Origin of the sequence: Bhargavaea cecembensis (assembly GCF_001619585.1) — a bacterium.
GTDB classification, from domain to species: domain Bacteria; phylum Bacillota; class Bacilli; order Bacillales_A; family Planococcaceae; genus Bhargavaea; species Bhargavaea cecembensis_A.
In genome coordinates this window covers 806,524-831,079 of sequence record NZ_LQNT01000009.1, presented here as the reverse complement: position 1 = coordinate 831,079, position 24,556 = coordinate 806,524, and the positions used below count along the sequence as shown (strand labels likewise).

Annotated in this window: 28 protein-coding genes; 21 read left to right on the top strand and 7 right to left on the bottom strand. The window is 55.5% G+C overall.

The features are described from left to right. Positions 1 to 51: 51 nt before the first annotated feature. Positions 52 to 1,032: a thermonuclease family protein gene (locus tag AV656_RS07695; RefSeq protein WP_082818651.1), complete on the bottom strand. Its 981-nt coding sequence runs from the start codon at positions 1,030 to 1,032 to the stop codon at positions 52 to 54. Positions 1,033 to 1,297: 265 nt separating this feature from the next. On the opposite strand from AV656_RS07695, the gene AV656_RS07690 reads away from it, so the two are divergent. Further along, positions 1,298 to 1,972 carry a hypothetical protein gene (locus AV656_RS07690; RefSeq protein WP_063180522.1) on the top strand — a complete coding sequence of 225 codons (675 nt, stop codon included), beginning with the start codon at positions 1,298 to 1,300 and terminating at the stop codon, positions 1,970 to 1,972. Positions 1,973 to 2,016: 44 nt separating this feature from the next. On the opposite strand, the gene AV656_RS07685 is transcribed toward AV656_RS07690, so the two are convergent. Then, positions 2,017 to 2,457, bottom strand: a complete 441-nt coding sequence (locus tag AV656_RS07685) for an NUDIX hydrolase (protein WP_063180520.1) — start codon at positions 2,455 to 2,457, stop codon at positions 2,017 to 2,019. Position 2,458: 1 nt separating this feature from the next. Then, positions 2,459 to 3,370 carry a ketopantoate reductase family protein gene (locus tag AV656_RS07680; RefSeq protein ID WP_063180518.1) on the bottom strand — a complete coding sequence of 304 codons (912 nt, stop codon included), beginning with the start codon at positions 3,368 to 3,370 and terminating at the stop codon, positions 2,459 to 2,461. A 113-nt stretch (positions 3,371 to 3,483) separates the two neighbouring features. Between AV656_RS07680 and AV656_RS07675 the strand changes: the two genes are divergently transcribed. The 11 genes from AV656_RS07675 (at position 3,484) to AV656_RS07625 (ending at position 12,920) form a co-directional block, all read left to right on the top strand. Continuing rightward, the gene (locus AV656_RS07675; protein ID WP_063180517.1) at positions 3,484 to 4,791 is read left to right on the top strand and encodes a Zn-dependent hydrolase; all 1,308 of its coding nucleotides are present in this window, start codon (positions 3,484 to 3,486) and stop codon (positions 4,789 to 4,791) included. Further along, positions 4,781 to 5,260 carry a GNAT family N-acetyltransferase gene (locus AV656_RS07670; RefSeq protein WP_063180516.1) on the top strand — a complete coding sequence of 160 codons (480 nt, stop codon included), beginning with the start codon at positions 4,781 to 4,783 and terminating at the stop codon, positions 5,258 to 5,260. Before AV656_RS07675 ends, AV656_RS07670 begins: the two co-directional genes overlap by 11 nt. Beyond that, positions 5,257 to 5,466, top strand: a complete 210-nt coding sequence (locus tag AV656_RS07665; protein ID WP_063180515.1) for a hypothetical protein — start codon at positions 5,257 to 5,259, stop codon at positions 5,464 to 5,466. The genes AV656_RS07670 and AV656_RS07665 overlap by 4 nt, the downstream gene beginning before the upstream one ends. Continuing rightward, entirely contained in the window at positions 5,463 to 6,245 is a 783-nt protein-coding gene (locus tag AV656_RS07660; RefSeq protein WP_063180514.1) for a putative hydro-lyase, read from the top strand. The genes AV656_RS07665 and AV656_RS07660 overlap by 4 nt, the downstream gene beginning before the upstream one ends. 18 nt (positions 6,246 to 6,263) lie before the next feature. Beyond that, entirely contained in the window at positions 6,264 to 7,511 is a 1,248-nt protein-coding gene (locus AV656_RS07655) for a M20 metallopeptidase family protein (protein WP_063180513.1), read from the top strand. Positions 7,512 to 7,674: 163 nt separating this feature from the next. After that, on the top strand, positions 7,675 to 8,211 hold the full coding sequence (locus tag AV656_RS07650; RefSeq protein ID WP_063180511.1) for a hypothetical protein: 537 nt from the start codon (positions 7,675 to 7,677) through the stop codon (positions 8,209 to 8,211). A 121-nt stretch (positions 8,212 to 8,332) separates the two neighbouring features. Further along, entirely contained in the window at positions 8,333 to 9,676 is a 1,344-nt protein-coding gene (locus AV656_RS07645; RefSeq protein ID WP_063180510.1) for an MATE family efflux transporter, read from the top strand. A gap of 5 nt (positions 9,677 to 9,681) precedes the next feature. Next, positions 9,682 to 10,314: an HAD family hydrolase gene (locus tag AV656_RS07640; protein WP_063180508.1), complete on the top strand. Its 633-nt coding sequence runs from the start codon at positions 9,682 to 9,684 to the stop codon at positions 10,312 to 10,314. Further along, positions 10,311 to 10,718, top strand: a complete 408-nt coding sequence (locus AV656_RS07635; RefSeq protein WP_063180506.1) for a PH domain-containing protein — start codon at positions 10,311 to 10,313, stop codon at positions 10,716 to 10,718. Before AV656_RS07640 ends, AV656_RS07635 begins: the two co-directional genes overlap by 4 nt. A gap of 236 nt (positions 10,719 to 10,954) precedes the next feature. After that, positions 10,955 to 12,154, top strand: a complete 1,200-nt coding sequence (locus AV656_RS07630; RefSeq protein ID WP_063180504.1) for a M20 family metallopeptidase — start codon at positions 10,955 to 10,957, stop codon at positions 12,152 to 12,154. Between the two features lie 241 nt (positions 12,155 to 12,395). Then, positions 12,396 to 12,920, top strand: coding sequence for a divergent PAP2 family protein (locus AV656_RS07625; RefSeq protein WP_063181310.1), 525 nt, complete (start codon positions 12,396 to 12,398; stop codon positions 12,918 to 12,920). A 75-nt stretch (positions 12,921 to 12,995) separates the two neighbouring features. On the opposite strand, the gene AV656_RS07620 is transcribed toward AV656_RS07625, so the two are convergent. Further along, the gene (locus AV656_RS07620; protein ID WP_231877271.1) at positions 12,996 to 14,351 is read right to left on the bottom strand and encodes an amidase; all 1,356 of its coding nucleotides are present in this window, start codon (positions 14,349 to 14,351) and stop codon (positions 12,996 to 12,998) included. A gap of 119 nt (positions 14,352 to 14,470) precedes the next feature. On the opposite strand from AV656_RS07620, the gene AV656_RS07615 reads away from it, so the two are divergent. The 7 genes from AV656_RS07615 (at position 14,471) to AV656_RS07580 (ending at position 20,101) form a co-directional block, all read left to right on the top strand. Beyond that, positions 14,471 to 14,857 (top strand): DUF5362 family protein, encoded by a 387-nt coding sequence (locus tag AV656_RS07615; protein WP_063180495.1) that lies wholly within the window; start codon positions 14,471 to 14,473, stop codon positions 14,855 to 14,857. Positions 14,858 to 15,136: 279 nt separating this feature from the next. Next, positions 15,137 to 16,747 (top strand): long-chain-fatty-acid--CoA ligase, encoded by a 1,611-nt coding sequence (locus tag AV656_RS07610; RefSeq protein WP_063180493.1) that lies wholly within the window; start codon positions 15,137 to 15,139, stop codon positions 16,745 to 16,747. Positions 16,748 to 16,898: 151 nt separating this feature from the next. Then, positions 16,899 to 17,099, top strand: coding sequence for a hypothetical protein (locus tag AV656_RS07605; protein ID WP_063180491.1), 201 nt, complete (start codon positions 16,899 to 16,901; stop codon positions 17,097 to 17,099). Positions 17,100 to 17,374: 275 nt separating this feature from the next. Beyond that, positions 17,375 to 17,878 (top strand): toxin-antitoxin system YwqK family antitoxin, encoded by a 504-nt coding sequence (locus AV656_RS07595; RefSeq protein ID WP_063180487.1) that lies wholly within the window; start codon positions 17,375 to 17,377, stop codon positions 17,876 to 17,878. 1 nt (position 17,879) lies between these two features. Further along, on the top strand, positions 17,880 to 18,344 hold the full coding sequence (locus AV656_RS07590) for a toxin-antitoxin system YwqK family antitoxin (RefSeq protein WP_063180485.1): 465 nt from the start codon (positions 17,880 to 17,882) through the stop codon (positions 18,342 to 18,344). A 31-nt stretch (positions 18,345 to 18,375) separates the two neighbouring features. Next, positions 18,376 to 19,098: an endonuclease V gene (locus tag AV656_RS07585; protein ID WP_063180483.1), complete on the top strand. Its 723-nt coding sequence runs from the start codon at positions 18,376 to 18,378 to the stop codon at positions 19,096 to 19,098. Positions 19,099 to 19,186: 88 nt separating this feature from the next. Then, complete coding sequence (locus AV656_RS07580; protein WP_063180481.1) at positions 19,187 to 20,101, top strand: nucleoside hydrolase; 915 nt, start codon at positions 19,187 to 19,189, stop codon at positions 20,099 to 20,101. A gap of 51 nt (positions 20,102 to 20,152) precedes the next feature. Here AV656_RS07580 and AV656_RS07575 read toward each other — a convergent pair whose 3' ends face one another. Further along, positions 20,153 to 20,635: an immunity protein YezG family protein gene (locus AV656_RS07575; protein ID WP_063180479.1), complete on the bottom strand. Its 483-nt coding sequence runs from the start codon at positions 20,633 to 20,635 to the stop codon at positions 20,153 to 20,155. Positions 20,636 to 20,911: 276 nt separating this feature from the next. Here AV656_RS07575 and AV656_RS07570 point away from each other — a divergent pair, with 276 nt between their 5' ends. Together AV656_RS07570 and AV656_RS07565 are read left to right on the top strand one after the other, a co-directional pair. Continuing rightward, positions 20,912 to 22,102, top strand: a complete 1,191-nt coding sequence (locus tag AV656_RS07570) for an NAD(P)-dependent malic enzyme (RefSeq protein WP_063180477.1) — start codon at positions 20,912 to 20,914, stop codon at positions 22,100 to 22,102. A 75-nt stretch (positions 22,103 to 22,177) separates the two neighbouring features. After that, positions 22,178 to 22,441, top strand: a complete 264-nt coding sequence (locus AV656_RS07565; RefSeq protein WP_063180475.1) for a YciI family protein — start codon at positions 22,178 to 22,180, stop codon at positions 22,439 to 22,441. A 58-nt stretch (positions 22,442 to 22,499) separates the two neighbouring features. Here AV656_RS07565 and AV656_RS07560 read toward each other — a convergent pair whose 3' ends face one another. Further along, entirely contained in the window at positions 22,500 to 23,504 is a 1,005-nt protein-coding gene (locus tag AV656_RS07560; protein ID WP_063180473.1) for a FecCD family ABC transporter permease, read from the bottom strand. Further along, positions 23,497 to 24,495: a FecCD family ABC transporter permease gene (locus AV656_RS07555; protein WP_063180472.1), complete on the bottom strand. Its 999-nt coding sequence runs from the start codon at positions 24,493 to 24,495 to the stop codon at positions 23,497 to 23,499. The genes AV656_RS07560 and AV656_RS07555 overlap by 8 nt, the downstream gene beginning before the upstream one ends. Positions 24,496 to 24,556 lie beyond the last annotated feature (61 nt).

Here is a 24,556-nt window from a genome sequence, read left to right as displayed (position 1 = left end):
GTATTCACAGAAAATCCCCCGGCATGCGCTGCCGGGGGATTTTGAATTGCCTTATTCACAAGCATAATTGTCTTTGTCCCTGTCCATCTTCGACTGGTAGGCAGGGTGGCCGGCGGGGACGCCATCCGGGTATTTCGTGCGAAGCTCGGTGCAGTTTTTGAACCACTCAGTGGTGGTGCCGCTTTGAGCGTTCGGGTCACCGTCGTATTTCGTGCCAGATGTGCCGCCTCCGCCGGAAGAGGATCCGCCTGATGAGGCGGGCGCACTTGCAGCTGCACTTTGCTGTCCGGAGGCTTCCGTATCAAAACCGGAGTCGGTCGCGTAGTCTTCGATCGACCAGATGCCGATTTTCTTCGCCTTGGCTTCTGCTTCGGCGGCCTCAAACGGTGTGAGGTGACGGGTGCTCGGCGGGTAGACGTAGCCGACGCGGGCGAGGCCTTCCCGGAGCAGCGTTTCCTGCACGCTCTTGCCGTCTACATACACATAGGCAAGCAGCCGGCCGTACTTGTCGGTCCGGCCGCCGATGTCAAATTCAATCGACAGCTCGCCGCTGTTTACGAGTTCGCGGTTGCGCTCTTTGGCTTGATCGCCGAACGGCTGCTTTCCGAGTCGCGGGTGGTTCGTTTCTGGCGTATCAATCAGGAGATAGCGTACATTTTCTTCCTGCCCGTTGTAGAGGACCTTGATCGTGTCGCCGTCGATCGTCTTGACGAGTTCGACCGGGATATGGGCGGTGGTGCCGCCGGTTTCGGTCGGTTTCTTGGCGGGCTTGGTTTCCTTGGCCGCAGGTTGCTCAGCCTGATTTTGTTTGGGCTCTTCCGGTTTGTTTTCCGCCTTTTCTTCAACAGGTTTTTCAGGAGTAGAGTCTTCAGTATTCTTCTCCGGTTCAGACGGTTTTTCCGGTTGGACCTGTTCCGTATCTTCTTCCACAGTTTCCTCGTCCACGGCCGTTCCACAACCGGTGAGGAAGAGGAAGAGGACGATGAGGAGAATGGCCGGAGTGGCTTTGACCTTCTTGATGCATAAATTCATAGAGGTGTTCCTTCTCTCTTGGTAAATATTCCAAGACTATTTATAGATGAAGAATGGAGAAAAGTAAAGGGGTGGAAGTGGATTTCACCAAACCATTAGTGAGTTTATTTTCTTTATAAAGAGGAATGCACGTAATAATGAAGCAGCTACAATCCTTTGGGTTTTATAAAATTTAATCCTATCAAACGGATACGCTTCATCAAGACTTTTCATGTAAAAACGACATAGGCTCATCCCGGTAAAGTCCTTAAAGGAGGTTTGCATGATGAAGCAAAAGCGATTCAGGAAGCTGCCCCTGTCAGCCGCAGCATTGGGAATTATCTTTGGAGTTGCCATACCGGCTTCAGCGGCCGACGGTTCTGATACAGAGTTAGACGAGCTTAAACTCAATGAACTCAACGAGGTACATGAACTTGGCATAATAGGGCAAGAGGATGAGATGTTTAGCGAGTCTTACAATATGCTTGCCATAAAGCATGATCATCAGCCTGAGTCATCCCTCGACAAGGCGGATCAAAATGTGAATAAGAAAGAGTCTGTCATGCCGGCCTCTTTCTATTCGGATCTGCAACAGGGTAAGGTTCAGGGCGCTGCGGTTCAGATCGGTTCCGACCTGTCCGAACTGAAAGCAAGAGCAGGGGAACCTGAAGCCGAGTTTGACTTTGAAGGCGGCATCCGGCATGTCTACGGGAAATATCACTATGGTGTTCCATACGTGGCAGATGAACAGGAAGAAAAACCTGTAACAACAGTGACCTATCATTTTAAAGAAAAGCCGACGGTAGAGGAAGTCCGTCAGTATATGGGATCTGCTGAGGTGGAAGAAGGGATGGATTTTGACTATCTCTGGTACAGCAAAGATGATTACGAATTGTTCTTTGAATTACCGGCAGGAGCTGAAAAAGTAGACAATGTCACGGTGAAATGGAATTACAGTTAAGAATTTGGAAAGACGCGCCCCATACGGAGCGCGTCTTTGCTTTATCACGTATTAAACTCCACATAAAACGGCTGCGCATCCGGATCCAGACACTTCTCGATCCGTTCCCGGAAGTTCCCTTTGGTGACCATGTCGAGCGCATCCGGCAGCGGGTAAAAGCCGACTTCGAGTGCTTCCTCGCACGGAGTGGGCGTACCGCCGATCGGTTTACCGGTAAAGAGCGTGTTGCAGATGCCGCGGGACACATTCTGGTAGATGCCGCAAAAGCCGGTAATCTCAATCTCGATGCCGGATTCCTCGAGGGTTTCCCGGATAGCGGCATCCCGGATCGATTCACCTTCCTCCACCTGGCCGCCGGGCATTTCCCACCCTCGGCGCGGCCCCCGGATCAGGAGCAGTTCATTCCGGTCATTCACAACGATGGCGGCAGCGGAGACGATGTGTTTTGGAGGTGACGAGGATTGGACTGGTCCCGGTTTGGTCATGTTACATCTTCTCCATAATCCGGATGACTTTCAGTAGATGCTCGTTCTCCGGAACGGACACGCCGTACTTTTTCCCGAGTTCGACCATCTTGCCGGCCAGGTATTCAACTTCGGTCTTGCGGCCGTTTTCAATGTCCTGCAGCATACTCGTCCTGCCTTCCGGAGAAAGTTTGTCCAAAATTGGACGGAAACGGGCGATGTCGCGGTCGTTCAGGCCCACGCCAGCCGCCTGGGACACCAAGACAACTTCTTTCATGACCTCTTCCATCCAACCTCTTGCGCTGTGGATGGTCTGGAAAATTCCGTACGGGGCACGGAGCACCGAGGAGGTCTGGTTGACCCCGACATTGATCATGAACTTCCACCACATCTCACGCCAGATATCATCCGGGATCTCGTAGGGAACGTCTGCCTCAAGGAAGAGCTGTTCGACTGCGGCTTCCGCTTCCGGATACTCTCCGGCACGTGTACCGAATGTGATCTGGCCGAGGCTGGAGTAGCGGATATCTCGGTCTTTTCGCTGTGCGTCGATTCCGACGCACATGGCGTAGAGGACCGGATTGTCCGGGAATGCCGTCTTCAGGTCTTCCTCGCTCGAGATGCCGTTCAGGAGCGGAAGAAGAATCGTTTCCGGTCCGACAAACGGGCGGACGCAGTCAATCGCTTCATCCAGCTGATCGTTTTTCACGCCGAACACAATCAGCCCGACAGGTTCTGCATCCCCGGTCAGCGATTTGTAGCGGAATCGAGTCTCGCGACCGTTGATGCGGATGCCGTGGTCCTTGTATCGCGTGATGCGGCCTTCATCGGCCAGTACATGAAAATTCTCTTTCAAATGTGTCTGCAGTTGCTCGGCGTAGGCCGCCCCGATGGCCCCGAGGCCGATCAGCGCCGATGTCCGGATGTCACTCATGATGTCGTCCCCTTTCTTTCATATATTCAAGAGTTTATCATAGAAGAAGCGGACGGATGACGTAAAATTCTAGGTTGTCCGCCTTTTCGGACAGATGGAAAGGAGAAGTGCAGATGAGAGAATCGGTGAGGGACCGGCTGCTCGCCGGATATGATGGGGCGGCAGACCGTGACGGCGTGAGCGGAGAAAGGCTCGCCGAAAGACTGGCGACGCTTGCTTCGATCGGAGAGACGGAGGACGGCGGCGTCAACCGACCGGGCTTTTCGGCGGAAGAAAAACGGGCAAAGGAACAGGTTATCGAATGGATGCGTGAAGCGGGGCTGGATGTCAGGATGGACGGTGCCGGGAACGTGATCGGGCGACTTGAAGGAAAGGCGGACGGGCTCGCGTTCGCAGCGGGTTCCCATGTCGACTCCGTTCCGAACGGCGGCAACTTCGACGGGCCACTCGGAGTGCTGTCGGCGCTCGAAGTGGTCGAGGCATGGAAGGAAACAGGTTACGAGCCGCCGGTACCGGTGGAAGTGATTATCTTTTCTGAGGAGGAAGGATCACGGTTTGGCGCGGGAATCATGGGCAGCCAGGCGATGACGGGTGACCTCAGTCGCGAAGCGTTGACGATGCTATCGGATGCAAACGGCAACTCGTTTGAAGAGGTCATCGGCGCCTATGGGACATCTGTGGATGCATTCCTGGAAGCCGCGAGGGACCCAAAGGAGATCGGATTTTATGCGGAGATCCATATCGAGCAGGGGAAACTGCTCGAACAGGCGGGTCTTCCGGCAGGCATCGTCAAGGGCATTGCAGGACCTGCCTGGCTAAATGCCGTCTTCCGCGGTACCGCAGGACATGCCGGCAACACACCGATGGCCGGACGGAGGGATCCGCTCGTTGCTGCGGGCCGCTTTGTGCATGAAGTGAGTTCGCTTCCAGCCCGATTCAGCGACACTGCGGTCGCCACTGTCGGCAAGCTGAACGTCTCGCCGAACGGCGCCAATGTCATCCCCGAACAGGTTGCCCTCACCGTTGACATCCGTGATCTCGACAAGACTGCGCGTGACGGTTTGCTTCAGAAGGTGCGTGAGACCGCGGAACGCTGCGCGGCAGACAGTGGAGTGGAAGTCCTGCTTGAGCTTGCTTCTTCAATAGATCCGGTTCCCGTGACGGACGAAGTACGGGAAGAACTTGGCGAGGTCTTCGAAGAAGCGGGTGTCCGGCCGATGGAATTCATGAGCGGCGCGGGTCACGACGCCATGATCCTCGGAAGGCATGTCCCGATGGCGATGATTTTTGTGAAAAGTATTGGCGGTATCAGCCACAACCCGGCGGAATGGTCCGATCTCGAAGATTGCATCGCTGCTGTCCACCTGCTGAAGCGGTTTGCGGAACAGCGGATGGAGAAGATGGCCGCCCATGAGGATTGAGGAAGTCACCGGTCCGCGTGAAGCCTATCTGCCATTGCTGATGCTGGCGGATGAAGGGGAGGCGGCTGTCCGGAAATATCTTCATGACGGCCGGCTCTTCGCGGCGAAGTCGGGGGCTGACAGTCTCGGAGCAGCGCTGTATGTGCCTGTCGATCGCGACACGGTGGAGCTGAAGAACATCGCTCTTCATGAAGTATCACGTGGCAAAGGAATCGGACGCGCAATAATCGAGGACGGTATATCCCGGTACACGGAGATGGGCTTCAGAAGAATGATTATCGGCACGGCCAACTCTAGCATCGGGAATCTCGTCTTCTATCAGAAATGCGGATTCCGCATGTACGGCATCAGAAGGGGTTTATTTTTGTCCTATCCGGAACCGATTTGGGAAAACGGAATCCGGGCGATTGACATGGTGATGTTCGAGCGGGAATTGTATGAGTCGGGTCTCGGGGAGGAATGGCGTTGAAGCGTTTTTTGATGATCTTCGTTGGAATGGCCGCCGCGCTTCTTGCGGCTGAATGGATCCACGGCCTGCTGCTTACGGCCGCCTATGTGCCCGGCGGCAATACGCTTGAGATGGCCATATGGGTACGTCTCGGCATCTCGGCCCTATGCGTGACCGCTGTGTATCTTTTGATGGATCGAATAAATAGAAAGAGGGTGAACCCATGAGGAATCTGACACCGGAACAGTTTCGGGAACAAGTGCGGAGAGGGGCCTATACGGGGCCGACCGCGGGGGTGAGCGACGGGTTCGTGCAGGCGAATCTGGCAATCTTGCCGAAGGAGGACGCATTCGAATTTCTTCTGTTCTGCCAGCGAAATCCGAAGTCGTGCCCGCTGATCGACGTGACCGACATCGGTTCACCGGTGCCGGCAGCGGCGGCGCCTGGCGCGGATCTCCGGACGGACCTGCCGAAATACCGGGTGTACCGGAATGGGGAACTGACGGATGAGCCGACCGATTTGAACGAGTATTGGACAAATGACATGGTGGCGTTTCTCATCGGCTGCAGCTTTACATTCGAGGAAGCGCTGATCAGGAACGGAATCCCGATGCGCCATCATGAGGAAGGCGTGAATGTCCCGATGTACCGGACCTCGGTGGATACGGTTCCTGCCGGGAAGTTCTCGGGCCCAATGGTGGTGTCGATGCGGCCGATGGGGGCGGGCGACGTAGTCCGTGCCGTCCAGGTAACGAGCCGATTCCCATCGGTCCACGGGGCACCGGTACATATCGGCAATCCGGAGGAAATGGGAATACGGAATCTTGCCAGCCCGGACTTTGGTGATGCGGTCACAGTCCGGGAAGGGGAAACGCCGGTGTTCTGGGCGTGCGGCGTCACCCCTCAGTCCGTCGCGATGCATGCAAAACCCTCGCTCATGATTACGCATGCGCCGGGCCATATGTTCGTGACGGATCTGAAAAGTGAACAGCTTGGTGTGATTTGACAGACAGGAGATGTAGACATGGAACAGATTTTAGGTGGAATCGAACGTTTTGAAGCATTGAAGGAAAGCCGGCCCGAGTTGTACGCGACGGTCAGAGGGGTGTTTGAAGAGGCGGTGGCGACTCGCCGCCATCTTCATGCGCACCCCGAGCTATCGTTCGAAGAAACGGAAACGGCAAAATTTGTCGCTGGGAAGCTCCGTTCTTGGGGCTATGACGTCCGGGAAGGTATAGGCGGAACAGGGGTGATCGGTGTCCTTAAAGGAGCAGAACCAGGCCCTGTCGTCGGACTCCGTGCGGACATGGACGCCCTGCCGATGCAGGACGAAATCGATCAGCCGTACCGGAGCACACGGGACGGCAAGGCGCACACTTGCGGGCATGATGCGCATACCGCAATCCTACTAGGCGTTGCCAGGGCGTTTTCTGAAACCGGCCTCCAGCGGGGCACGCTCAAGCTGGTCTTCCAGCCGGCTGAGGAAATCGGGAAGGGCGCGGAAGCGATGGTCCGCGACGGCGCACTGGACAATCCGAAAGTGGTTGTCATGGCGGGGCTCCACGTCCACCCGAGTGTCCGGACAGGCGAGTTCTCTCTGTCCACGACCGGATTTGCGACGGCTGCAGGAGACTTTTTCGAGCTGGAATTCAAGGGGGAAGGCGGTCATGCGGCTTATCCGCATCAAACGGTGGATCCGATTATGATTGCTGCGCAAACGCTCGTCACCATGCAGCAGATCGTCAGCCGACAGACTGATCCGCTTGATTCTGTCGTCCTCAGCTTCGGCAAGATTGAGGGCGGCACGAAAAACAACATCATCCCGGATTCGGTCCGGGTGGAAGGGACCGTCCGCACCGTGCTGCCGGAAACACGCTACCGGATGGAGGAGCGCATGCGGGCCATCGCGGAAGGCGTCGCCGGCGGGCTTGGCGGCACCTGTACGCTCACCTACCATTACGGCGTCCCTTCGGTGAAGAACGCAGCTGTGCCGGCGAGGGTGTTTGAGGAAACGGTGGATTCTCTATTTGGCCCTGAAGCGCTGAAGAAAGTCATACCGGCAATGGGCGGCGAAGACTTTTCCTTCTTCTCGGAACAGGTCCCATCCGTATTTTTCCGCCTCGGAACCCATGGGGAAGACGACCGAACTGCCTACGCCAACCACAACAACCGCTTCGACGTCGATGAGGATGCATTCCTGTACGGGATTGCAACATTCATTGAACTGACGAACAGGCTGACGGCGATGGAACCGGGGGAGTATAAGCTATAAAGGAAGAAGAGGCCTGCCGCCTGGTGCGGCGGGCTTTTTGGGGTAGAACGGTATATACAAGCTTGCTACGGCACATTAGAAAGGCCTTCAGCCTGAATTGAAACTTCATCCACCCCTCTTCCGTAAAAATCACTAGAGACCCATCAGAATTGGACGTGAACTTATGAATATCATCTTCGCCACACTCGGCATCTGGATCATCGCAACCCTTGCCATCTTCTCCTTTATCCGGGGAAGCGAGAGGCAAGAACCGGAAGGGCAGGGGAAGGGCGCGGGCATCATCGCCATCACTTCAGTGCTGCTTGCGCTCCCGGTCGCGGGGATGATGGGCGGGATCCTGTTCGCTCTGGCCGGCTCGGTGCAGGTGGTCGGCTGGCTGTTTAATCTGGAGATGAGCCCGGGAAAAGTTGGTGTTTTTGTCATCGCCGTGCTCGTATACCTGTTCACGATCGACAGCCTGGTCGAACTGTTCCTGAAATCCGTGATGGGCAAGTCATTGACGGGAAAACTGGTGCTGCTGTTTACCAGGGTGCTCGCCTTTTACGGAATCGGCCTGCTAGTGGGTGCGCAGGAACAGACTGCGCTTCCGGTCGCGGCCGGGCTGGCGGTGATGCTGCTGGTGATCGAAACCCTGTTCCGGCTTTTGAAGAAAAGCGGAAAGGGCTCCGGCAGGGAGGACCGGCGCAGCCGGAAAGTGTAATTTCCCAAGTTTAAAATGAACTTTCACCGGCCATTGTGTACTCTCGGTCCGGCCGCTGACTCCACTCCTCCGACTCCGCTATAATGGTAAGCATCACCACATGAGAAAAGGGGGCTGCGGGATGGCAACGACTCAACAGGACTTCACACAAGGGCCGCTTGCCCGGCAGATGTTTGCCTTTGCCTGGCCGATCCTGCTGGCAAACCTGCTTCAGGTGTCGTACCAGCTGATTGATACTTTGTGGGTGGGGAACCTGATCGGCGCGGATGCACTCGGTGCGGTGTCGATCTCGTCCACAGTGCTGTTCACGGTGCTGTCGTTCGTACTCGGGCTGAACAATGCGGCGCTTACCATCCTCTCCCAGCAAAAGGGCCGAAAAAGCGAGGAGGGCCTGAAGCGTTACCTTAATGCGTTTGTCGTTTTGATGTCGATCATGTCTGTTGCTCTCGGAATCATCGGGATCTTCATCGCCGAACCGGTGCTGCGGCTGCTCGGCACACCGGAAGTGATGCTTCCGATGGCGACGGCTTATCTGCAGGTCAACTTCACTGGGCTCCTGTTTTTGTTCGGCTATAACTTCAATACGACTGTTCTGCGGTCGGTCGGGGACTCCAAGACGCCGCTATATTTCGTCGCCGCTGCAGTCGTGCTGAACGCGGTGCTGGACCCGCTGTTCATTTCGGGCTTTGGGTGGGGAATCGAAGGGGCGGCGTATGCGACAGTGCTGTCGCAGGGGCTGTCATTTGTGGCGGGGCTCATCTACATACTCCGCAAACGGCTTGTGCCGTTTACAAAGCCGTCAATGCCCAAGTCGCGCGAAGTCAAAGACATCCTGAAGCTCGGCATTCCGGCCGGCCTTCAGATGAGCGTCATCTCGGCGGGAGTCATGGCGATCATGAGTGTTGTGGCGTCGTTCGGTCCGGCGGTCGTTGCCGGGTACGGAGCGGCGTGGCGGCTTGACAGCCTGATCATGCTGCCGGCGCAGGCGCTCGGGACGGCCGTGAACTCGATGGCCGGACAAAATATCGGAGCGGCCAAATGGGAACGCGTCGGGCGCATCACGAAGTATGGTTTCTTATTTAATCTTGGCGCGATGCTCTTGATGGCGGCGGTCCTGTTCCTGCTTGCCGAACCGGCAGTCAGACTGTTTATCCGGGAGCCGGAGGCGGTTGAATTCGGCACCAATTATCTGAGGACGATCGCGTTCTTTTATCCGTTTCTCGGGATCAACTTCATCCTGAACGGAACGGTGCGCGCGGCGGGTGCCATGTTCCAGGTCCTGGTCCTGAACATTATTTCGTTCTGGGTGCTCAGGTATCCGCTCGTCTGGCTGTTTTCCGGTTGGTTCGGCCGCGAAGGGATTGCGATCGGCATGGGGATGAGCTTCATCATCAGCAGTGTGTTTGCGTTTCTTTACTACCGGTATGGGAAATGGAGAGAAATCAAGGCAATTTCTGAGGAGTGAGCGAGATGGCATTGGATGGAATTATTTTCGACCTGGACGGTACGCTGTGGGATTCACGCAAGGCAGTCGCGGATTCGTGGACAAAAGTTGTGCAGGACAGGCATGACGCGAGGCGCGAGGTGACCGCAGAGGAATTGACGGGCCTGATGGGGCTGCAGCTTCCCGAAATCGGTGACCGGCTTTTCCCGGAGCTCGATCCGGACGAGCGGAAAGAACTGATGGACGAATGTTGTGTGTATGAGAACGACTATGTAGCTGAAAAAGGCGGTGTGCTGTACCCGGGGGTTGAAGAGGTACTGAAGCAACTTTCCCAAACCTATCCGCTTTATATCGTCAGCAACTGCCAGGATGGCTACATTGAGGCGTTTTTCGAAGCCCATGGGCTTGGCAGCTACTTTAAAGACTACGAAAATCCGGGACGCACGGGACTGCCGAAAAGCGGCAACATTAAGCTGGTCATGGAGCGAAATAACCTGGAGAACGCCGTTTACGTCGGAGATACGAAGGGCGATGAGGACGCTGCAAGGGGTGCAGGCGTGCCATTTATCTGGGCAGCTTACGGATTCGGAAAGCCGGAGAATCCGGATTACCGGATCGGTGCTCTCGCCGAACTGCCCGGGCTGGTGGAGAAGCTTTGAGATTCCGTGCCGGGCGGGACGTGTGGCTCGGCGGTGTGATCTGGGGAAGTATCGCCCTGATGGTCTGGAGCATCACCCGGATGATCGCGGATGGGGACCCGGTTGGCGCAATCATCATTTCGGGCATCGCTCTCCTCCTGCTTTCCATCTGGTTTCGGACCTACTACGAAATCAAAGATGGGCGCCTGTTCATCACCTCAGGCCCGTATTACAAATCGATTCCGATTGACCGGATCACCTCGGTCCGCAAGACGGCGAACCCGTTCAGTTCCCCCTCACTCACCATCCGAAAGCTGGAGATCCAGTTTGGCACCCATGGCGTCGTTTCGGTAGGACCGGAAGACCGGGATGAACTGATCCAGGCACTTCGGGAAGTGAATCCGGAAATCAAAGTCAGAGAATAACTGGAATGAAAGACGTGCGCCTTTTAGGTGGCGTCTTTATTTTTATTTATGGTTTAGGAAACGGAATTTCAAATCGTTTACAGAGTGGGTCTGGACTAATTGATCATCAGTCTGGAATGGCTGGCCCAGCGTTTTTTTCCTGACATTTATGGGGAAGATAGATGTTAGGGTATAACCCGGACAATATAGCGCCCGGCACCTTAAGAAGAAAACACCTACAGCACGGAGGCGATCAAATGCTTTTGGATGAACTGATGAAAAAGCTGGATGAAAAAAAGGAGCGGATTATTGAAATCCGCCGCTATCTGCACGAACATCCGGAGCTGTCCTTCCAGGAAGATGAAACGGCCAAGTATATAAGTGATTTTTACACTGATGTACCCGTGGACAATGTTGAGACGAACTTTGGCGGGGAGCGGGGCATCGTGGTGACGATTAAAGGTGCGAAGCCCGGGAAAACCATTGCGATCCGCGCTGATTTTGATGCCCTGCCGATCAAGGAGGAGACGGGACTTCCGTTTGCCTCAAAAAACGAGGGTGTCATGCATGCCTGCGGACATGATGGCCATACGGCCTATATGCTTGTGCTTGCTGAGACGCTGGCAGAATTCAAGGATCAGCTGAAGGGAACGATACGGGTCGTTCATCAGCCCGCCGAGGAAATGCCGCCGGGCGGTGCCCTCGGCATGATCAAAGCAGGTGTCCTTGAAGGCGTGGATGCCATCCTTGGAATCCATGTCATGACCAATATGGAAACAGGCAAGGTGTACTGCCGGGGCGGGAATACCCAAACCGGACGGTCCTATTTCAAATTGGTTGTACAGGGCAAAGGCGGGCACGGGTCTTCGCCGCATTTGGCGAACGATGCAGTCGTCGCGGCCAGCTCATTCGTGATGAATGTGCAGACAATCGTGAGTCGCCGGATCAGCCCGTTTGATGTCGCTTCGGTCACCATCGGGAACCTGGACGGAAAAGGGACGTTTAACGTCATCAAGGATACCGTAACGATTGAAGGAGACGTCCGGACGATGTCCAATGAGGCCAGGGAAACCGTTGAAAATCAGGTCCGTGCGTTTACGGAAGGGTTGGAGCGGTCATTTGGCGTCACCTGCAACCTTGAATACAAAAACGACTATCCGGTCCTCTATAACGATCCGGAGGTCACCAAGCAGGTCCGGCAGGCGGTGGAAGACGCCCAAATCCCGGAAGTGGAGGCGGTTCTGGAAAACCCCCCGCAGCCCCCTTCGGAAGACTTTGCTTATTATCTCGAAAAGACGCCGGGGTGCTTCTTCTATGTCGGAGCCGCACCGGAGTCGGGAGAAGCCTATCCGCACCACCATCCAAAGTTCAACATTGATGAGAAAAGCCTGATCATCAGTGCAAAGTCGATGGCGGCGGTCGTGCTGTCCTACTGCGATGGAAGCATAAACGAATAGGCGATTTACTTGAAGGCTTGCGCGTCTGGAAGCAAGCCTTCTTGTTTTCGGTATTTTGTTCCACTTATTGAGACATGATTAACGGGCTCTTTGGGTATGGATAAAGACGATGATACATAGGAGGGCGATCATGGACAGACATTCTGTAATCCCAATGAACCCGGCCATGCCGGTCCGGGCCATGCGGCCAATGGCAGAAAAACGGATGCCGCCGATAGCGGATTCGACAGCCGTGAAACAGATGAGGAAGATGAACAGGGGCATCGTGACGGCATTCGGCGCGATCGGAATTGCTCAGGCACTCAAGATCTTTACCCATAAGGCGGTGACGGGCAAATGGGACTGGCGGCCGCTCTTCACGACAGGCGGAATGCCGAGTTCTCACTCCGCAGGCGTTTCTGCACTGGCGACCTACGTGGCTTCAAACCGGGGCGCCCGCCATACCGAAACTGCAGTAGCCGTTGTGCTCGCCACAATCGTCATGTATGATGCCCAGGGCATCCGCCGGCATACAGGCGAAATCGCCAAGCTCGTAAATGACCTTGAAGACAACTTCGTCAAACTGTCGGGTGAATTCCCGAGCCTCAAGTACGAGGAAAGGGAGAATGAGCTGAAGGAATTGCTCGGTCACCAGCCGCTTGAGGTTCTGGCCGGTGCCATCTTCGGCGGTGCCCTCGGCCTGGTCTCGGCCAAAATCGAGAACCAGGAACGGGAAATGGAACACGCAAGGGGTATTTATCCCGACCACTTGGACGAGCGCAACTGAAAAAAGAATGGGGGCTTCCGGTGGAAAACCGGAAGCCCCCAATTTGATTGGATATTCGTTATGGCCTACCCTTCGCTATGGTCGGGCCTGCTCGAACGCATAGCCGAAACGATACAACTTTGCTTCTTCTCCATGGTTTCCGATCAGCTGGATCCCGACAGGAAGGCCGCCTGATGACAGCCCGGCAGGAACGCTCAGACTCGGGTTGCCGGTGAAATTGGTCGGAGAAGTGAGGCTGAGAAGGGCCGGAATCACGTCGATTTCATTGCCGTCCACAATGGTTTTCCGTTCACCGATTGGTGTAGGGAGAATCGGAAGCGTCGGCGTAAGCAGAACATCGACCTTTGAAAATACCTCGTTGAATCCTTCAATCAGACGGGGACGTTCCTGCTGGGCACGAACATATTCCCATCCGGTCCGCTTGATGCTTGCTTCCAGACGGGCAAGCACTTCCGGCGCATAGTCGCCTGGCTGCTTGTCCATTGTCTCCCTGTGGATGGCGGCGGCTTCGCACTGGATGGTCACAATCTGTGCGTCATTGATTTCAGGCATGACCGGGATGTCGACTTCAATCACTTTTGCACCAAGCGACTCGAATTTGCGGGCAGCCCGTTCCACCGTGGTACGGACTTCGGGGTCGAGCAACCGGAAATAGTGGGCAGGCAGTCCGATGACCTTTCCTTTTATGCTGTTCTTGAGTTCCGCGGTGAAGTCAGGCGGGGACTCCAGAAGGGAATAGCGGTCGGCCGGGTCCGGGCCTGCGAGAATATTGAGCAGAATTGCGTTTTCTTCGACGCCTGCCGTAATGGGCCCCGGATGGTCCAGCGTATAGGCGAGCGGGAAAATGTTGTTTTTGCTGATGCGTCCAAATGTCGGCTTCATCCCGACAAGGTTGCAGGCACTGGCCGGAATACGGACTGATCCGCCGGTGTCCGTCCCAATGCCTGCATAGGCCATGCCACTCGCCACCGCAGCTGCCGAACCGCTGCTCGACCCACCGGAAATCCTGGATGGGTCATAGGGGTTGCGCACCGGACCGTAATGAGACACATCGCCCGTCGGCCCGTAGGCGAACTCATGGGTATTCGTCTTCCCGATGATGACGGCACCGGCGTCCTTCAGTTTCTCGATGACCGTCGCGTCTTCAGGTGGGATGAAATCCTGATAAATTACGGAACCCATCGTTGTCCGGATCCCCTCTGTGTAGACCAGGTCCTTCACCGCCACTGGAATGCCGTGGAGAGGGCCGCGCAGGGTACCCGACTCCCACTCACTTGTAAGCTGCTCCGCTTCTCGGACAGCCTCTTCCTCGCATACCGTGATAAAGGCATTCAGTTCAGGATTCTTTTTCCGGATGGTTTCGAGTGTCTCGGTGACCAGTTCTGCCGGAGGGGACTTCCGTTCCCGGATTGAGAGGATCGCATCCATCATGTTCAAGTCAATTCCCCCTTTTCCTAAAGGGTAGTCGAATCCTCGCAAGTTTTGCAAATATCTGGTGACACGCTCAGTTTCTTCAGTCAGAATAAAGATGAGTAAAGGAGAAGGAGAGAATGGAAATGCAAGCACAATCATTTGAAGAAGCGGTTGCGCAGAAGGGCCTTCAGCGCATAGCGCTATGGGGCAAGGTAGCCGGCATTGCCATGATGATCACCGGCGGGATCACCGGGGTGCTCGGCCTGTTCAACTTTATTGTAGGGGCCATCCCGGGAGCCATCACGTTTTTCATGGGGTACCTGATCTACAAAACCGGTACGGCTGCGGCGCAGATTCGTGACGGCGGGGATACCCGTGCACTGAGCGACCTGTTCCATAACTACGGCCTATATCTTCTCGTCACATTCATCATGTTTGCCGTGGGTGTAGGGATTACAGTCCTCATGCTCGTGCTCTTCGGTGTCGCGATATTCAGCGGCTTCATGTTTGATGGCTATTATTAAGGTAGGGTTCATCAGGGGCTTCCCATTACGGGAAGTCTATTTTTATTGCCTCATACTGCACATGCCGACATATTTCCCGGGAAATAGTGCGGATATTTAATTTTAGAGTAGAATTTTCGGCGGATAGTATGAATTTCAAGGAAAAACTGTATTCATACAGTTCCCGCTGTCACTTAATCAAGAAAACGCTATCTTGACAACTAAAGGAAGTTTGATCTACAACAGATGATATAATCTTACTTATCAGAAACTTCACTATTCCACAAGAGGTGAGCAGACATGAATGTACCGCTGATATTGACTGAATTCCTGGACCGCGCTGTCCGTCTGTACGGGGAAAAGACGGCTGTGATCGACTATGACGAGGGACGCAGGCTGACCTACCATGAGTTGGGCGGGCGGGTTAACCGTCTGTCCCACGGACTCCGCTCACTCGGTGTGGAGAAAGGCGACCGTGTCGCTTACCTCGCTCCGAATACACTGGAGATGCTGGAAGGGTTCTACGGAATCTATCAGACAGGGGCCGTCATGGTGCCGCTTAACATCCGGCTTAAGCCGGAGGATTATCTGTTCATCCTCAACCATAGTGAATCCAAGGTGCTGTTTGCCGACCAGGACCTGCTGCATCTGATCGAACCGGTGAAGGACAAGTTAGAAACAATCGAACGGATCATCGTTCACTATCATGACGGCGGGACAGAGGAAGCGGCTTATGACGAGTGGCTGGCGCAGTTCCCGGAAGAGCCGTTTGACCGGGCAGGGCTAGACGAGAATGATGTCGCAAGCCTGCTTTATACAAGCGGAACGACGGGAAATCCGAAGGGCGTCATGCTGACTCACCGGAACAACTATCTGCACACATTATCGCTTATGCACCATCTCCGTGTGTATGACACGGACACGTATCTGCACGTCCTGCCGATGTTCCATGTCAATGGCTGGGGGGCACCGTTTTACTATACGGCGAACGGGGCAACCCATGTCTGTCTCCGCAAAGCACGGCCGGAAACGATCTATGACGCGATCAATTCCCACGGAGTGACATCCGTGCATATGGCACCAACTGTCCTCAACTCGCTGCTGCAGTACTATGATTCCGAGAAACCGCAGACCGGAAGAGCCGACCTCCGCATCGTCATTGCGGGATCTGCTCCGCCTCCGGCCTTTATCCGCCGCGTCGAGGACGAGCTCGGCTGGGAGTTTATCCAGGTGTACGGCATGACAGAGTCATCGCCGCTAAGCCTGACCTCTTCCAGCCGTTCGACGGAAGCTCACCTTTCCGATGAAAAGAAAGTGCGCCTGAAGGCGAAGGCCGGATACCCGATGGTCGGAAACGACGTCCGGGTCGTCAACGACTTCGGCGAGGAAGTGCCGCATGACGGCAAGTCGGTCGGCGAAGTCGTCGTCCGCAGCCACGGCGTCATGAAAGGCTACTGGAAAAACGAAGAAGCGACGGCGGAAGCCCTGCGCGACGGATGGCTCCATACCGGGGACATGGGGACCATCGACGAATTCGGACATATCGACATCACCGACCGGAAAAAGGACATCATCATCTCCGGGGGAGAAAACATCTCTTCTATTGAAGTGGAAGGTGTACTCTATGATCACCCGGACATCGTGGAAGCTGCTGTCATCGCAGTCCCTCACGAGAAATGGGGAGAAACACCGCACGCCTATGTCGTCCTCCGGGATGGCATAAGCTTGAATGAGCAGGACGTCATCGACTTCTCACGCTCTAAGCTCGCACACTTCAAGGCCGTCACCAGCGTGACCTTCGTCGATGAACTTCCGAAAACAGCTTCCGGCAAGATCCAGAAGGTCCATCTGCGGAACGACTACTGGGAATCCCACAAGGGAGCATCCACTTCCGGACGTTTCGTAAACTAAAGATGAATTCAGCAGACCTGCATCGGCAGGTCTGCTTTTTTGAACGGCTACAACCCAATCTTCCGGCACAGGTTCTTCTGGAACGGGCTGTGGTAAACTATTGGAAAAAGTTCCGTTTAACACACAGAAAACTTCCCTGAGGTGATTTAGAATGGACGATGAGCTGCTGACTAAAGAAGAGCTGCTTGAAAAAGGATATGACTACGAAGATCTGGAGATGGAGCAGCCGAGCGGCCAGCTGTTTGTACGGACCGGTGAGGAAGGGGACGACCTCGTTCCGGTCAATGGGCTGGTTTATGAGCTGAGTGAGCAGGACGGATCGCTCCTGAACTACGGAGAGTATGCGTACTGACTTCCTCATGGCATCTCAGTGGACTTCCACCTAAACGGAGAAGTGAAGCGGATCCACGCCCATTTTCACGGGCCGATCCACGGCGAACAGCGTCAATGGGACATAGAAGGTCGGCTTGTTTTCTGGGGAGAATACGAGTACGGACATGAGTTGAGATATAAAAGATGGGACGAGTCCGGGAACCTGGTTGAGGAGAAAACAGAGCCGCATGAAGCCCAATTGACATTGATCGGCCAAAGCCGCGAATTTTATGAGAAGCATTATGGAGAAGAATCATGATAAGAACTTTTGAAGAAGTACTGCAGCAGGGAGTTCCCTATGATGAGCTTGTTGAAGAGTATATGGAAGATGTAGTCTTGCGGCCCGACGGGGATGCACCTTTTACCGGCCTGGCCTACGAGCTGAGTGGCGATGGAAAGAGCCTACTCTACCATGGTGAGTACTTGGAAGGCCTGCCCCACGGAATCTCCGTTTTCTATCATCCAAACGGGAATTACAAAAGCAAGGACACCATCTTTCACGGCACTGGCCATGGCTGGTCACGCAGGTGGGATGAACAGGGCAACCTGATTTTTCTCGGGGAATACATTCATGGCATTTCCGCCCGTTTCCGTGAATGGGACGAATCGAGACAGCTGACCGATGAGAAAATGGAGCCGAGTAACATGGAAAAAGCGATCATCGACCAAAGAATCCGGATGTATAAGCAGCATTGGCCGGAAGAATCGGCCGGGCTGTCCTATGATTTCCTTGAAAATAAGGGTTGGCCGGAGGAATGAGGTGTTCGTTATGAATGGGGCGCTGCTTTCAGCAGAAGAGCTGGTCAAAATGGGCTTTGATTACGGAGAACTTGAGATGGAAGAGCCGCCAAGCGACCGGCTGCTTGTTCCGGCTAAAGGCTCCGGGGAAGGCAATCCGATCACCGGTCTGGTCTATGATTTGGATGAAGAGGACGGGACACTGCTCTATTACGGGGAGTATGAACAGGGTCTTCCGCATGGGATTTCTGTGGACTTTCACCGGAATGGGAAACCGGAACGGGTTTGCCGGATCTTTCATGGTGCAATCAATGGGGAAGACCGGAGATGGGACCCCGAAGGACAACTCGTCTTTCAGGGAGAGTATGTCTACGGGGTCCTTGTCCGGTATAAACAATGGGATGCGTGCGGCAACCTCATCGGGAAACAAACCGAGCCGGACCCAGATATGCTCGGGCTGATCGCAGTCCCAGCGCACATACTATGAGAACCGTGAATGAGCAAAGGAAGTGGCAAGTGTGAAGGTAAATGACATCCATCCCCTCCGGCCGGATCCGGACGAGTTTATCCATATCCAGGAGCAGTTGGCCAAACAGATCGACGTGAGCCGGCCGCTCCTGCGTGAAAACATCCGCGCGGTTGCCGGTGTGGACCTGGCTTATGCCGGCGAAGGCGAACCCGAGATCGGTTTCTGTCATATCGCTGTCTTTGATGCAGTCACGATGCAGGTGGTGGAACGGGCCGAGGCGGTCGGGAAAATAGACGTGCCGTACATCCCCGGGTTCCTGACGTTCCGGGAGCTGACGCTGATCATTGCGGCTGCTGAAAAGCTGGAAACAGTGCCGGACCTGTTCCTGTTCGACGGAAACGGCATCCTCCATCCCCGCAGGATGGGGATTGCCGCGCACGCATCGTTCTTCCTCGGGAAACCGGCTGTTGGTGTCGCCAAAACCTATTTCAAGATAGCAGAGACGGAGTACGAGGTGCCGGAGCGGGAGAAGGGCAGCTACACGGACATCATAGTGGGCGGTGAGACGTTGGGGCGCGCTGTCCGGACTTCAGCCGGCGTAAAACCGGTGTTCGTTTCGCCGGGTAATGGGATTGACCTGGATTCTTCGACGGAACTCGTGCTGTCACTTACCGGGACCGAAAGCAGACTGCCCGTACCGGTGCGGGAAGCGGACATTGAGACGCGCAGGATGCGCCGCAGCTGGGAAGGAGAACATCGTTTAGGCCCGTGATTCCGTATGTGGAGTCACGGGTTTATTCGTTTGGGTCACTTCCGGATTGCTATAATGAAAAGGGGAATGGAGAAAGGCGGAATATTATATGAAGAAACTATTGCTGGACGTAGACACGGGAATCGACGACGCAATCGCGCTTTTGCTTGCTGCCAAGGAATCCGAACTGGTCGGAGTGACGACAGTGAACGGCAATACATCACTGGACAATGCGACGGCCAATACGCTCAAAGTCCTTAAGCTGATCGGACGGGAAGACATCCCGGTCGTCCGCGGTGCGGACCGCCCCCTTCTGCGTGAACCGCATTTTGAGGCGAGGGTGCATGGGGATGACGGAATTGGCGGTGCGCTCGGAGACATGGAACCTGGGATGCCAGCAGAAGGGTTTGCCCCGGACTTCATCATCGAACAGGCGGAAAAGCACAAGGGGGAGCTGACGCTTGTCCTGCTCGCCCCGCTCACGAACATGGCGCTCGCCGTTCGGAAAGAGCCCCGGCTAAAGGAGTGGCTGAAGGAAGTCATCATCATGGGCGGCGCGGTGGATACACCGGGGAACATCACGCCGAAGGCCGAGTTCAACATCTTTGTCGATCCGGAGGCGGCGAAGGTCGTCTTCCAGTCAGGACTTCCGATCACGCTCGTCGGGCTGGACGTCACGGAAAAGACGCTTCTTGATGAGCCGCATGTCCGGGAGATGGCCGGGAACACGGAAGGTGAGTTTATCCGTGAAGCAACCGTCCAGTACATGAACCGCTATGAGGAGATGACCGGCAGCCGTGCGTGCTCGATGCATGACCCGCTGGCGGTCGGGGTGGCGCTCGATCGGTCGTTTGTCCGGACGGAGCGGCTTTATGTCGATGTGGAGGCAGACAGTTCACTGTGCGACGGCCAGACTGTGTGTGATTTCAACCGGGTGACTGGCCATGAACCGAATATGGACGTCTGTCTCGGAGTCGAGGGAGATCGGTTCATCCGCTATCTGATTCAAAGTATGGTCCGCTAATCGGAAAAGCCCGCGATGCCAATCAGGCATCGCGGGCTTTTGGCTTTTCGGTCATTTGAAAAAGAGTTCGAACATCCTTTTCATGGCGCTTTTTTCGGGACGTCCTCCGCGGGCTTTCCATTCCGGCAGCACATATTTTTTTGTGAACTTCATCTCGTATTCTTCTGCGCGTTCATACTGCAATCCATCATACCCGTAATTGAGGCTCAGACCGCCGGCATCATCGATCATGAGAGTCATCGTCGTGAACGGCTCCCGTCCGAGTGATTTGAACTCGGCGGCAAGCTTTAAAATCAGGAGATTAATCTCATCCGTCTGGTCGTGGTAATCGGCCGGGTCCATGTCTAGGATGTAGTGCATCTCCGCATCCGGAAGAAATTCCGGGCTGTCTTTCCGGAAAAAGTAATAGAAGTATTCGGCATGATCACCGCGGTTTTCTCCGTAAAACATCACTTTGTCCCAATCCGTGGGGACCGATTCGATGATTGTTTCAATCAGCTGCTGTGTGATGGATTCGAGGTTGGTTGTATCCATGGGCTCCGCCTCCCAGTCTTGGTTCCATGCTAGCAGAATCGGGAGGCTCCGTCATCCGGAGCTGAGTTGGTATCCTTTTGATGATGGGGCGCACACTAAGGAATATGCAAGCTTCCAGATGTCCTGAAAATCAATCAATTGTCGATTCATCGTTGATTTTCGGCCTTTTATCTGAATTTATTCTGATTCAGTTGATTCTAAATTATTCTGGCTATACAATGGAACGTATATTTTTAAAAATTTTTGCTTGGTAACAAGCTAAAGGAGTGGAGACCGGTGAAAAAGTATGAAGAGGCGCTGGATTTGCATCGGGAGCTGGAAGGAAAATTGGAAGTGACGGTGAAGTCCCCGATCGAGTCGAAGCGTGACCTGAGCCTGGTATATTCGCCGGGCGTCGCCGGTCCCTGCCTGGAAATCGAGCAGGATCCGGATACAATCTACGACTATACAATCAAGGGCCACACGGTCGGTGTGATCAGCAACGGCACGGCAGTGCTTGGCCTCGGAAATATCGGCGCTGAGGCTTCAATTCCTGTAATGGAAGGGAAGGCAGCTCTGTTCAAGAGGTTTGGCGGAGTGGATGCGTTCCCTATCGTTCTGGACACGGAAGACCCGGACGAATTTGTGAATGCGGTCAAGCTGATGGCGGGTGTGTTCGGGGGCATCAACCTTGAGGACATCGCGGCACCTGCATGCTTCGAGATCGAAGACCGTCTTAAAGAAGAACTGGACATCCCGGTGTTCCATGATGACCAGCACGGGACCGCAATCGTTGTAGCGGCGGGCCTTCTGAACGCATCCCGGCTGACGGGCCGCGAGCTCCGTGACCTGAAGGTCGTCATGAACGGGGCGGGGGCCGCCGGTGTGGCGATTGCAAAGCTTCTGATCGGTTTCGGTGTGGAGCAGATCATCATGTGCGATACGGCTGGTGCCATCTACGAAGGCCGTCCGGAGCGCATGAACGCAATGAAGGAAACTATCGCACAGGCGACGAATCCCGAGCGCAGGAGCGGCAGCCTGGCTGACGTCATCATCGGCGCGGATGTCTTTATCGGGGTTTCCGCGGCAGGAGCGCTCACCCAGGATATGGTCCGTTCGATGGCCGAGGAACCGATCATCTTTGCGATGGCCAACCCGGTCCCGGAAATCATGCCGGATGAGGCGAAAGCTGCGGGTGCCCGCATCGTTGGCACCGGACGTTCCGACTTCCCGAACCAGGTCAATAATATCCTTGCATTCCCCGGTATTTTCCGCGGGGCGCTCAGTGTAAGGGCAAGCGAAGTGAACGAGGAAATGAAGCGTGCCGCTGCCAATGCCATTGCGGATCTGATCGGTAGGACTGCCCTTACCGATGACCGCATCATCCCGGATCCGTTTGACGTACGGGTTGCGGATGCAGTAGCGAGAGCGGTCGCGGAAGCTGCGGTCCGCACGGGCGTCGCCCGTAAGGCGCCGGTAAAGTCCTGACCCGCTGACCCATTTCCCCCTTATCAGGAAAGCTATATAATGAATTGGATAACTAGTTGAAATGGGGGAAACGGTATGTCTTATTATGTGGTCTATCTGCCGATGAAGGATGAGGAACTGAGTCAAACCTACCGTCCGGATCATCTGGCGTTCGTGGACGAACAGATTGAAAAGGGCAATGTAAAGGCAAAAGGAAAGTTTGCCGACGGTTCCGGCGGCATGGTGATCTATCAGGCCGAGTCACTGGAAGCCGCGGAGAAGATCGCCATGCAAGACCCGTACGTCGAAAAAGGTGCACGCGGGATCGAAATCAAAGAATGGATCGGGACTTTCGTGTAAGTCAGAAAAAACAGCAGCCGGCGGACGGCTGCTGTTTTTATTTGTTTTCGCTCCCAGGTTATCCGCTTTTCCTCATCAGATAAAGGAAGTACGGCGCGCCTATGAGTGCCGCGATAATACCCGCGGGGATGCTGAAGGCCGGGAGAGAGTGGCCGATCGTGTCCGAAGCGACAAGGAGCCCTGCACCGATCAGCATCGCCGCGGGCAGGTAATGCTGGTGGCGCGGACCGGCGATGGCCCGTGCGATATGCGGGGCCATCAGACCAATGAAGGCGATGTAGCCGGTGACGGAAACGGCAGCCGCGGCAAGTGCGACGGCAATCGCAATTAGAATCATCCGGCTTCGGGACAGTCGCAGGCCCAGCCCGATCGCTGAAGGTTCACTGAGCGCCAGGATATTGAGTGTGTTCGACCGGTACAGGACGAATGGGACCAGCAGAATAACCCACGGCAGGAGAGCGAGCACAAACGGCCAGTCGGCGCCCCAGAGGCTTCCTGCCAGCCACTCCGCGACAAAGGCGGCCTCCTGCCGCTCGGCGCCGGAGATGAGGAGCATCATTCCGCCGGATAGAGCGGAAGCAAATCCGATTCCGACCAGAAGGAGGCGCATCGGGCGGAGGCCCCGCCCCTTCTCGGTCGAGAACAGGTAAATCAATCCCGCAGTCAAAATGGCTCCGGCAAATCCAACCAGCGGAAGCACATAGGCGTAATATGGAATGCCGCCTCCGGCAAACAGATAAAACACGGTGATCGCAAAACCTGCTCCGGAATGGATTCCGATGATGCCGGGGTCCGCCAGGTCATTTCTCGTGACCGTCTGCAGGATCGACCCGGAAACCGCAAGCGCCACTCCGGCAAGCACGAGCACCGTCAGCCTTGGAAGCCGCACTTCAAGCAGGATGAACGATTCCTTGAATGTGCCATTGCCTGATAGGACGGGAATGAGCCGGTCGACCGCTACACCGGATGCTCCGGATGAAAGGGCGACAATGAGCACGGCAAGGAACAGTCCTGCAAGCAAAAGTGTCCGGATGAGCGGATTGCGTCTTTTTACTTCATGCATCACGGAGCCCTCCCTTCCGTACGATCATGAGGAAGAATGGCAGTCCGATCAGTGCCGTGATTGCAACGACAGGCGTTTCGAACGGCGCATTCAGGGTCCGGCCCGCAAGGTCGGCCAAAATCATGAACGCGGCGCCGAGAATGGCGCTCATCGGGATGATCCGTGTATAGTCTGACCCGCTGAAGGTCCGCACGATATGCGGAATGATAAGGCCGACAAATGCCAGGTTGCCGACGAGGGCGACCGCAGCGCCTGCGAGAAGGGCGGTGATGCCCATCATGATGGCCTTCATCAGGAAGACGCGCTGGCCAAGACCGGCCGCCACGTCTTCCTGGAGGCTGAGAATGGTCAGCTGGCGGCTGACGGCAATTGCGCCGATCAGTCCGATTGCGATAAACGGGACGATGATGAGCGCCTTGGGGGTCGTGCCCATCAGACCGCCCGCTGTCCAGAGCGAGACATCCTTGGAGATCTGGAATACGATTCCCGTTCCGTCCGCGACCGCCTGCAGGAAAGCCGATACCGTAGCGCCCGCGACAACGAGTCGCATCGCGGACATGCCTCCGCGGCTGGAGGCCCCGATGCCGAATACGAGGATCATGCCGGCAGCAGCGCCGATAAAGCAGGCCGCAAGGATCCCGAGGTAGGGGATGCCCGGTATCAGCGCCAGCGAAAGGGCGAGTGCGGCATTCGCCCCGGAGGTGAGCCCGAGAAGGCCGGGATCCGCGAGCGGGTTGCGGGTCACCCCCTGCATGATGGCACCGGCAACGCCGAGTGCCGCTCCGGTGAAGATGGCTGCAATCACACGCGGGATGCGCAGTTCCCGTAGAATGGCGGCATGTTCGCCGGTCTCTGAAAACACCGCCTGCCAGACATCGCGGATGCCGGTATCCGCGGCTCCGAGCGTCAGCGCCGCAACAAATGAACCGGCCACAAGCAGGACGCCGAGCATAAGCTGTATCGGAAATGGAATCAGTCGTTTGGTCTTCATATCAATCGTCACTATCCTCAATCATCGGAAAAACGGTCCGCAGACCGGGCCATACCCGGCC

What these genes read in the sequence shown, in the direction of transcription:
- AV656_RS07695 (WP_082818651.1), bottom strand. Translation starts at nt 1,032, where the DNA reads ATGAATTTATGCATCAAGAAGGTCAAAGCCACTCCGGCCATTCTCCTC.
- AV656_RS07690 (WP_063180522.1), top strand. Translation starts at nt 1,298, where the DNA reads ATGAAGCAAAAGCGATTCAGGAAGCTGCCCCTGTCAGCCGCAGCATTG.
- AV656_RS07685 (WP_063180520.1), bottom strand. Translation starts at nt 2,457, where the DNA reads ATGACCAAACCGGGACCAGTCCAATCCTCGTCACCTCCAAAACACATC.
- AV656_RS07680 (WP_063180518.1), bottom strand. Translation starts at nt 3,370, where the DNA reads ATGAGTGACATCCGGACATCGGCGCTGATCGGCCTCGGGGCCATCGGG.
- AV656_RS07675 (WP_063180517.1), top strand. Translation starts at nt 3,484, where the DNA reads ATGAGAGAATCGGTGAGGGACCGGCTGCTCGCCGGATATGATGGGGCG.
- AV656_RS07670 (WP_063180516.1), top strand. Translation starts at nt 4,781, where the DNA reads ATGAGGATTGAGGAAGTCACCGGTCCGCGTGAAGCCTATCTGCCATTG.
- AV656_RS07660 (WP_063180514.1), top strand. Translation starts at nt 5,463, where the DNA reads ATGAGGAATCTGACACCGGAACAGTTTCGGGAACAAGTGCGGAGAGGG.
- AV656_RS07655 (WP_063180513.1), top strand. Translation starts at nt 6,264, where the DNA reads ATGGAACAGATTTTAGGTGGAATCGAACGTTTTGAAGCATTGAAGGAA.
- AV656_RS07650 (WP_063180511.1), top strand. Translation starts at nt 7,675, where the DNA reads ATGAATATCATCTTCGCCACACTCGGCATCTGGATCATCGCAACCCTT.
- AV656_RS07645 (WP_063180510.1), top strand. Translation starts at nt 8,333, where the DNA reads ATGGCAACGACTCAACAGGACTTCACACAAGGGCCGCTTGCCCGGCAG.
- AV656_RS07640 (WP_063180508.1), top strand. Translation starts at nt 9,682, where the DNA reads ATGGCATTGGATGGAATTATTTTCGACCTGGACGGTACGCTGTGGGAT.
- AV656_RS07630 (WP_063180504.1), top strand. Translation starts at nt 10,955, where the DNA reads ATGCTTTTGGATGAACTGATGAAAAAGCTGGATGAAAAAAAGGAGCGG.
- AV656_RS07625 (WP_063181310.1), top strand. Translation starts at nt 12,396, where the DNA reads ATGAGGAAGATGAACAGGGGCATCGTGACGGCATTCGGCGCGATCGGA.
- AV656_RS07620 (WP_231877271.1), bottom strand. Translation starts at nt 14,351, where the DNA reads ATGATGGATGCGATCCTCTCAATCCGGGAACGGAAGTCCCCTCCGGCA.
- AV656_RS07615 (WP_063180495.1), top strand. Translation starts at nt 14,471, where the DNA reads ATGGAAATGCAAGCACAATCATTTGAAGAAGCGGTTGCGCAGAAGGGC.
- AV656_RS07610 (WP_063180493.1), top strand. Translation starts at nt 15,137, where the DNA reads ATGAATGTACCGCTGATATTGACTGAATTCCTGGACCGCGCTGTCCGT.
- AV656_RS07605 (WP_063180491.1), top strand. Translation starts at nt 16,899, where the DNA reads ATGGACGATGAGCTGCTGACTAAAGAAGAGCTGCTTGAAAAAGGATAT.
- AV656_RS07595 (WP_063180487.1), top strand. Translation starts at nt 17,375, where the DNA reads ATGATAAGAACTTTTGAAGAAGTACTGCAGCAGGGAGTTCCCTATGAT.
- AV656_RS07580 (WP_063180481.1), top strand. Translation starts at nt 19,187, where the DNA reads ATGAAGAAACTATTGCTGGACGTAGACACGGGAATCGACGACGCAATC.
- AV656_RS07575 (WP_063180479.1), bottom strand. Translation starts at nt 20,635, where the DNA reads ATGGATACAACCAACCTCGAATCCATCACACAGCAGCTGATTGAAACA.
- AV656_RS07565 (WP_063180475.1), top strand. Translation starts at nt 22,178, where the DNA reads ATGTCTTATTATGTGGTCTATCTGCCGATGAAGGATGAGGAACTGAGT.
- AV656_RS07560 (WP_063180473.1), bottom strand. Translation starts at nt 23,504, where the DNA reads ATGCATGAAGTAAAAAGACGCAATCCGCTCATCCGGACACTTTTGCTT.
- AV656_RS07555 (WP_063180472.1), bottom strand. Translation starts at nt 24,495, where the DNA reads ATGAAGACCAAACGACTGATTCCATTTCCGATACAGCTTATGCTCGGC.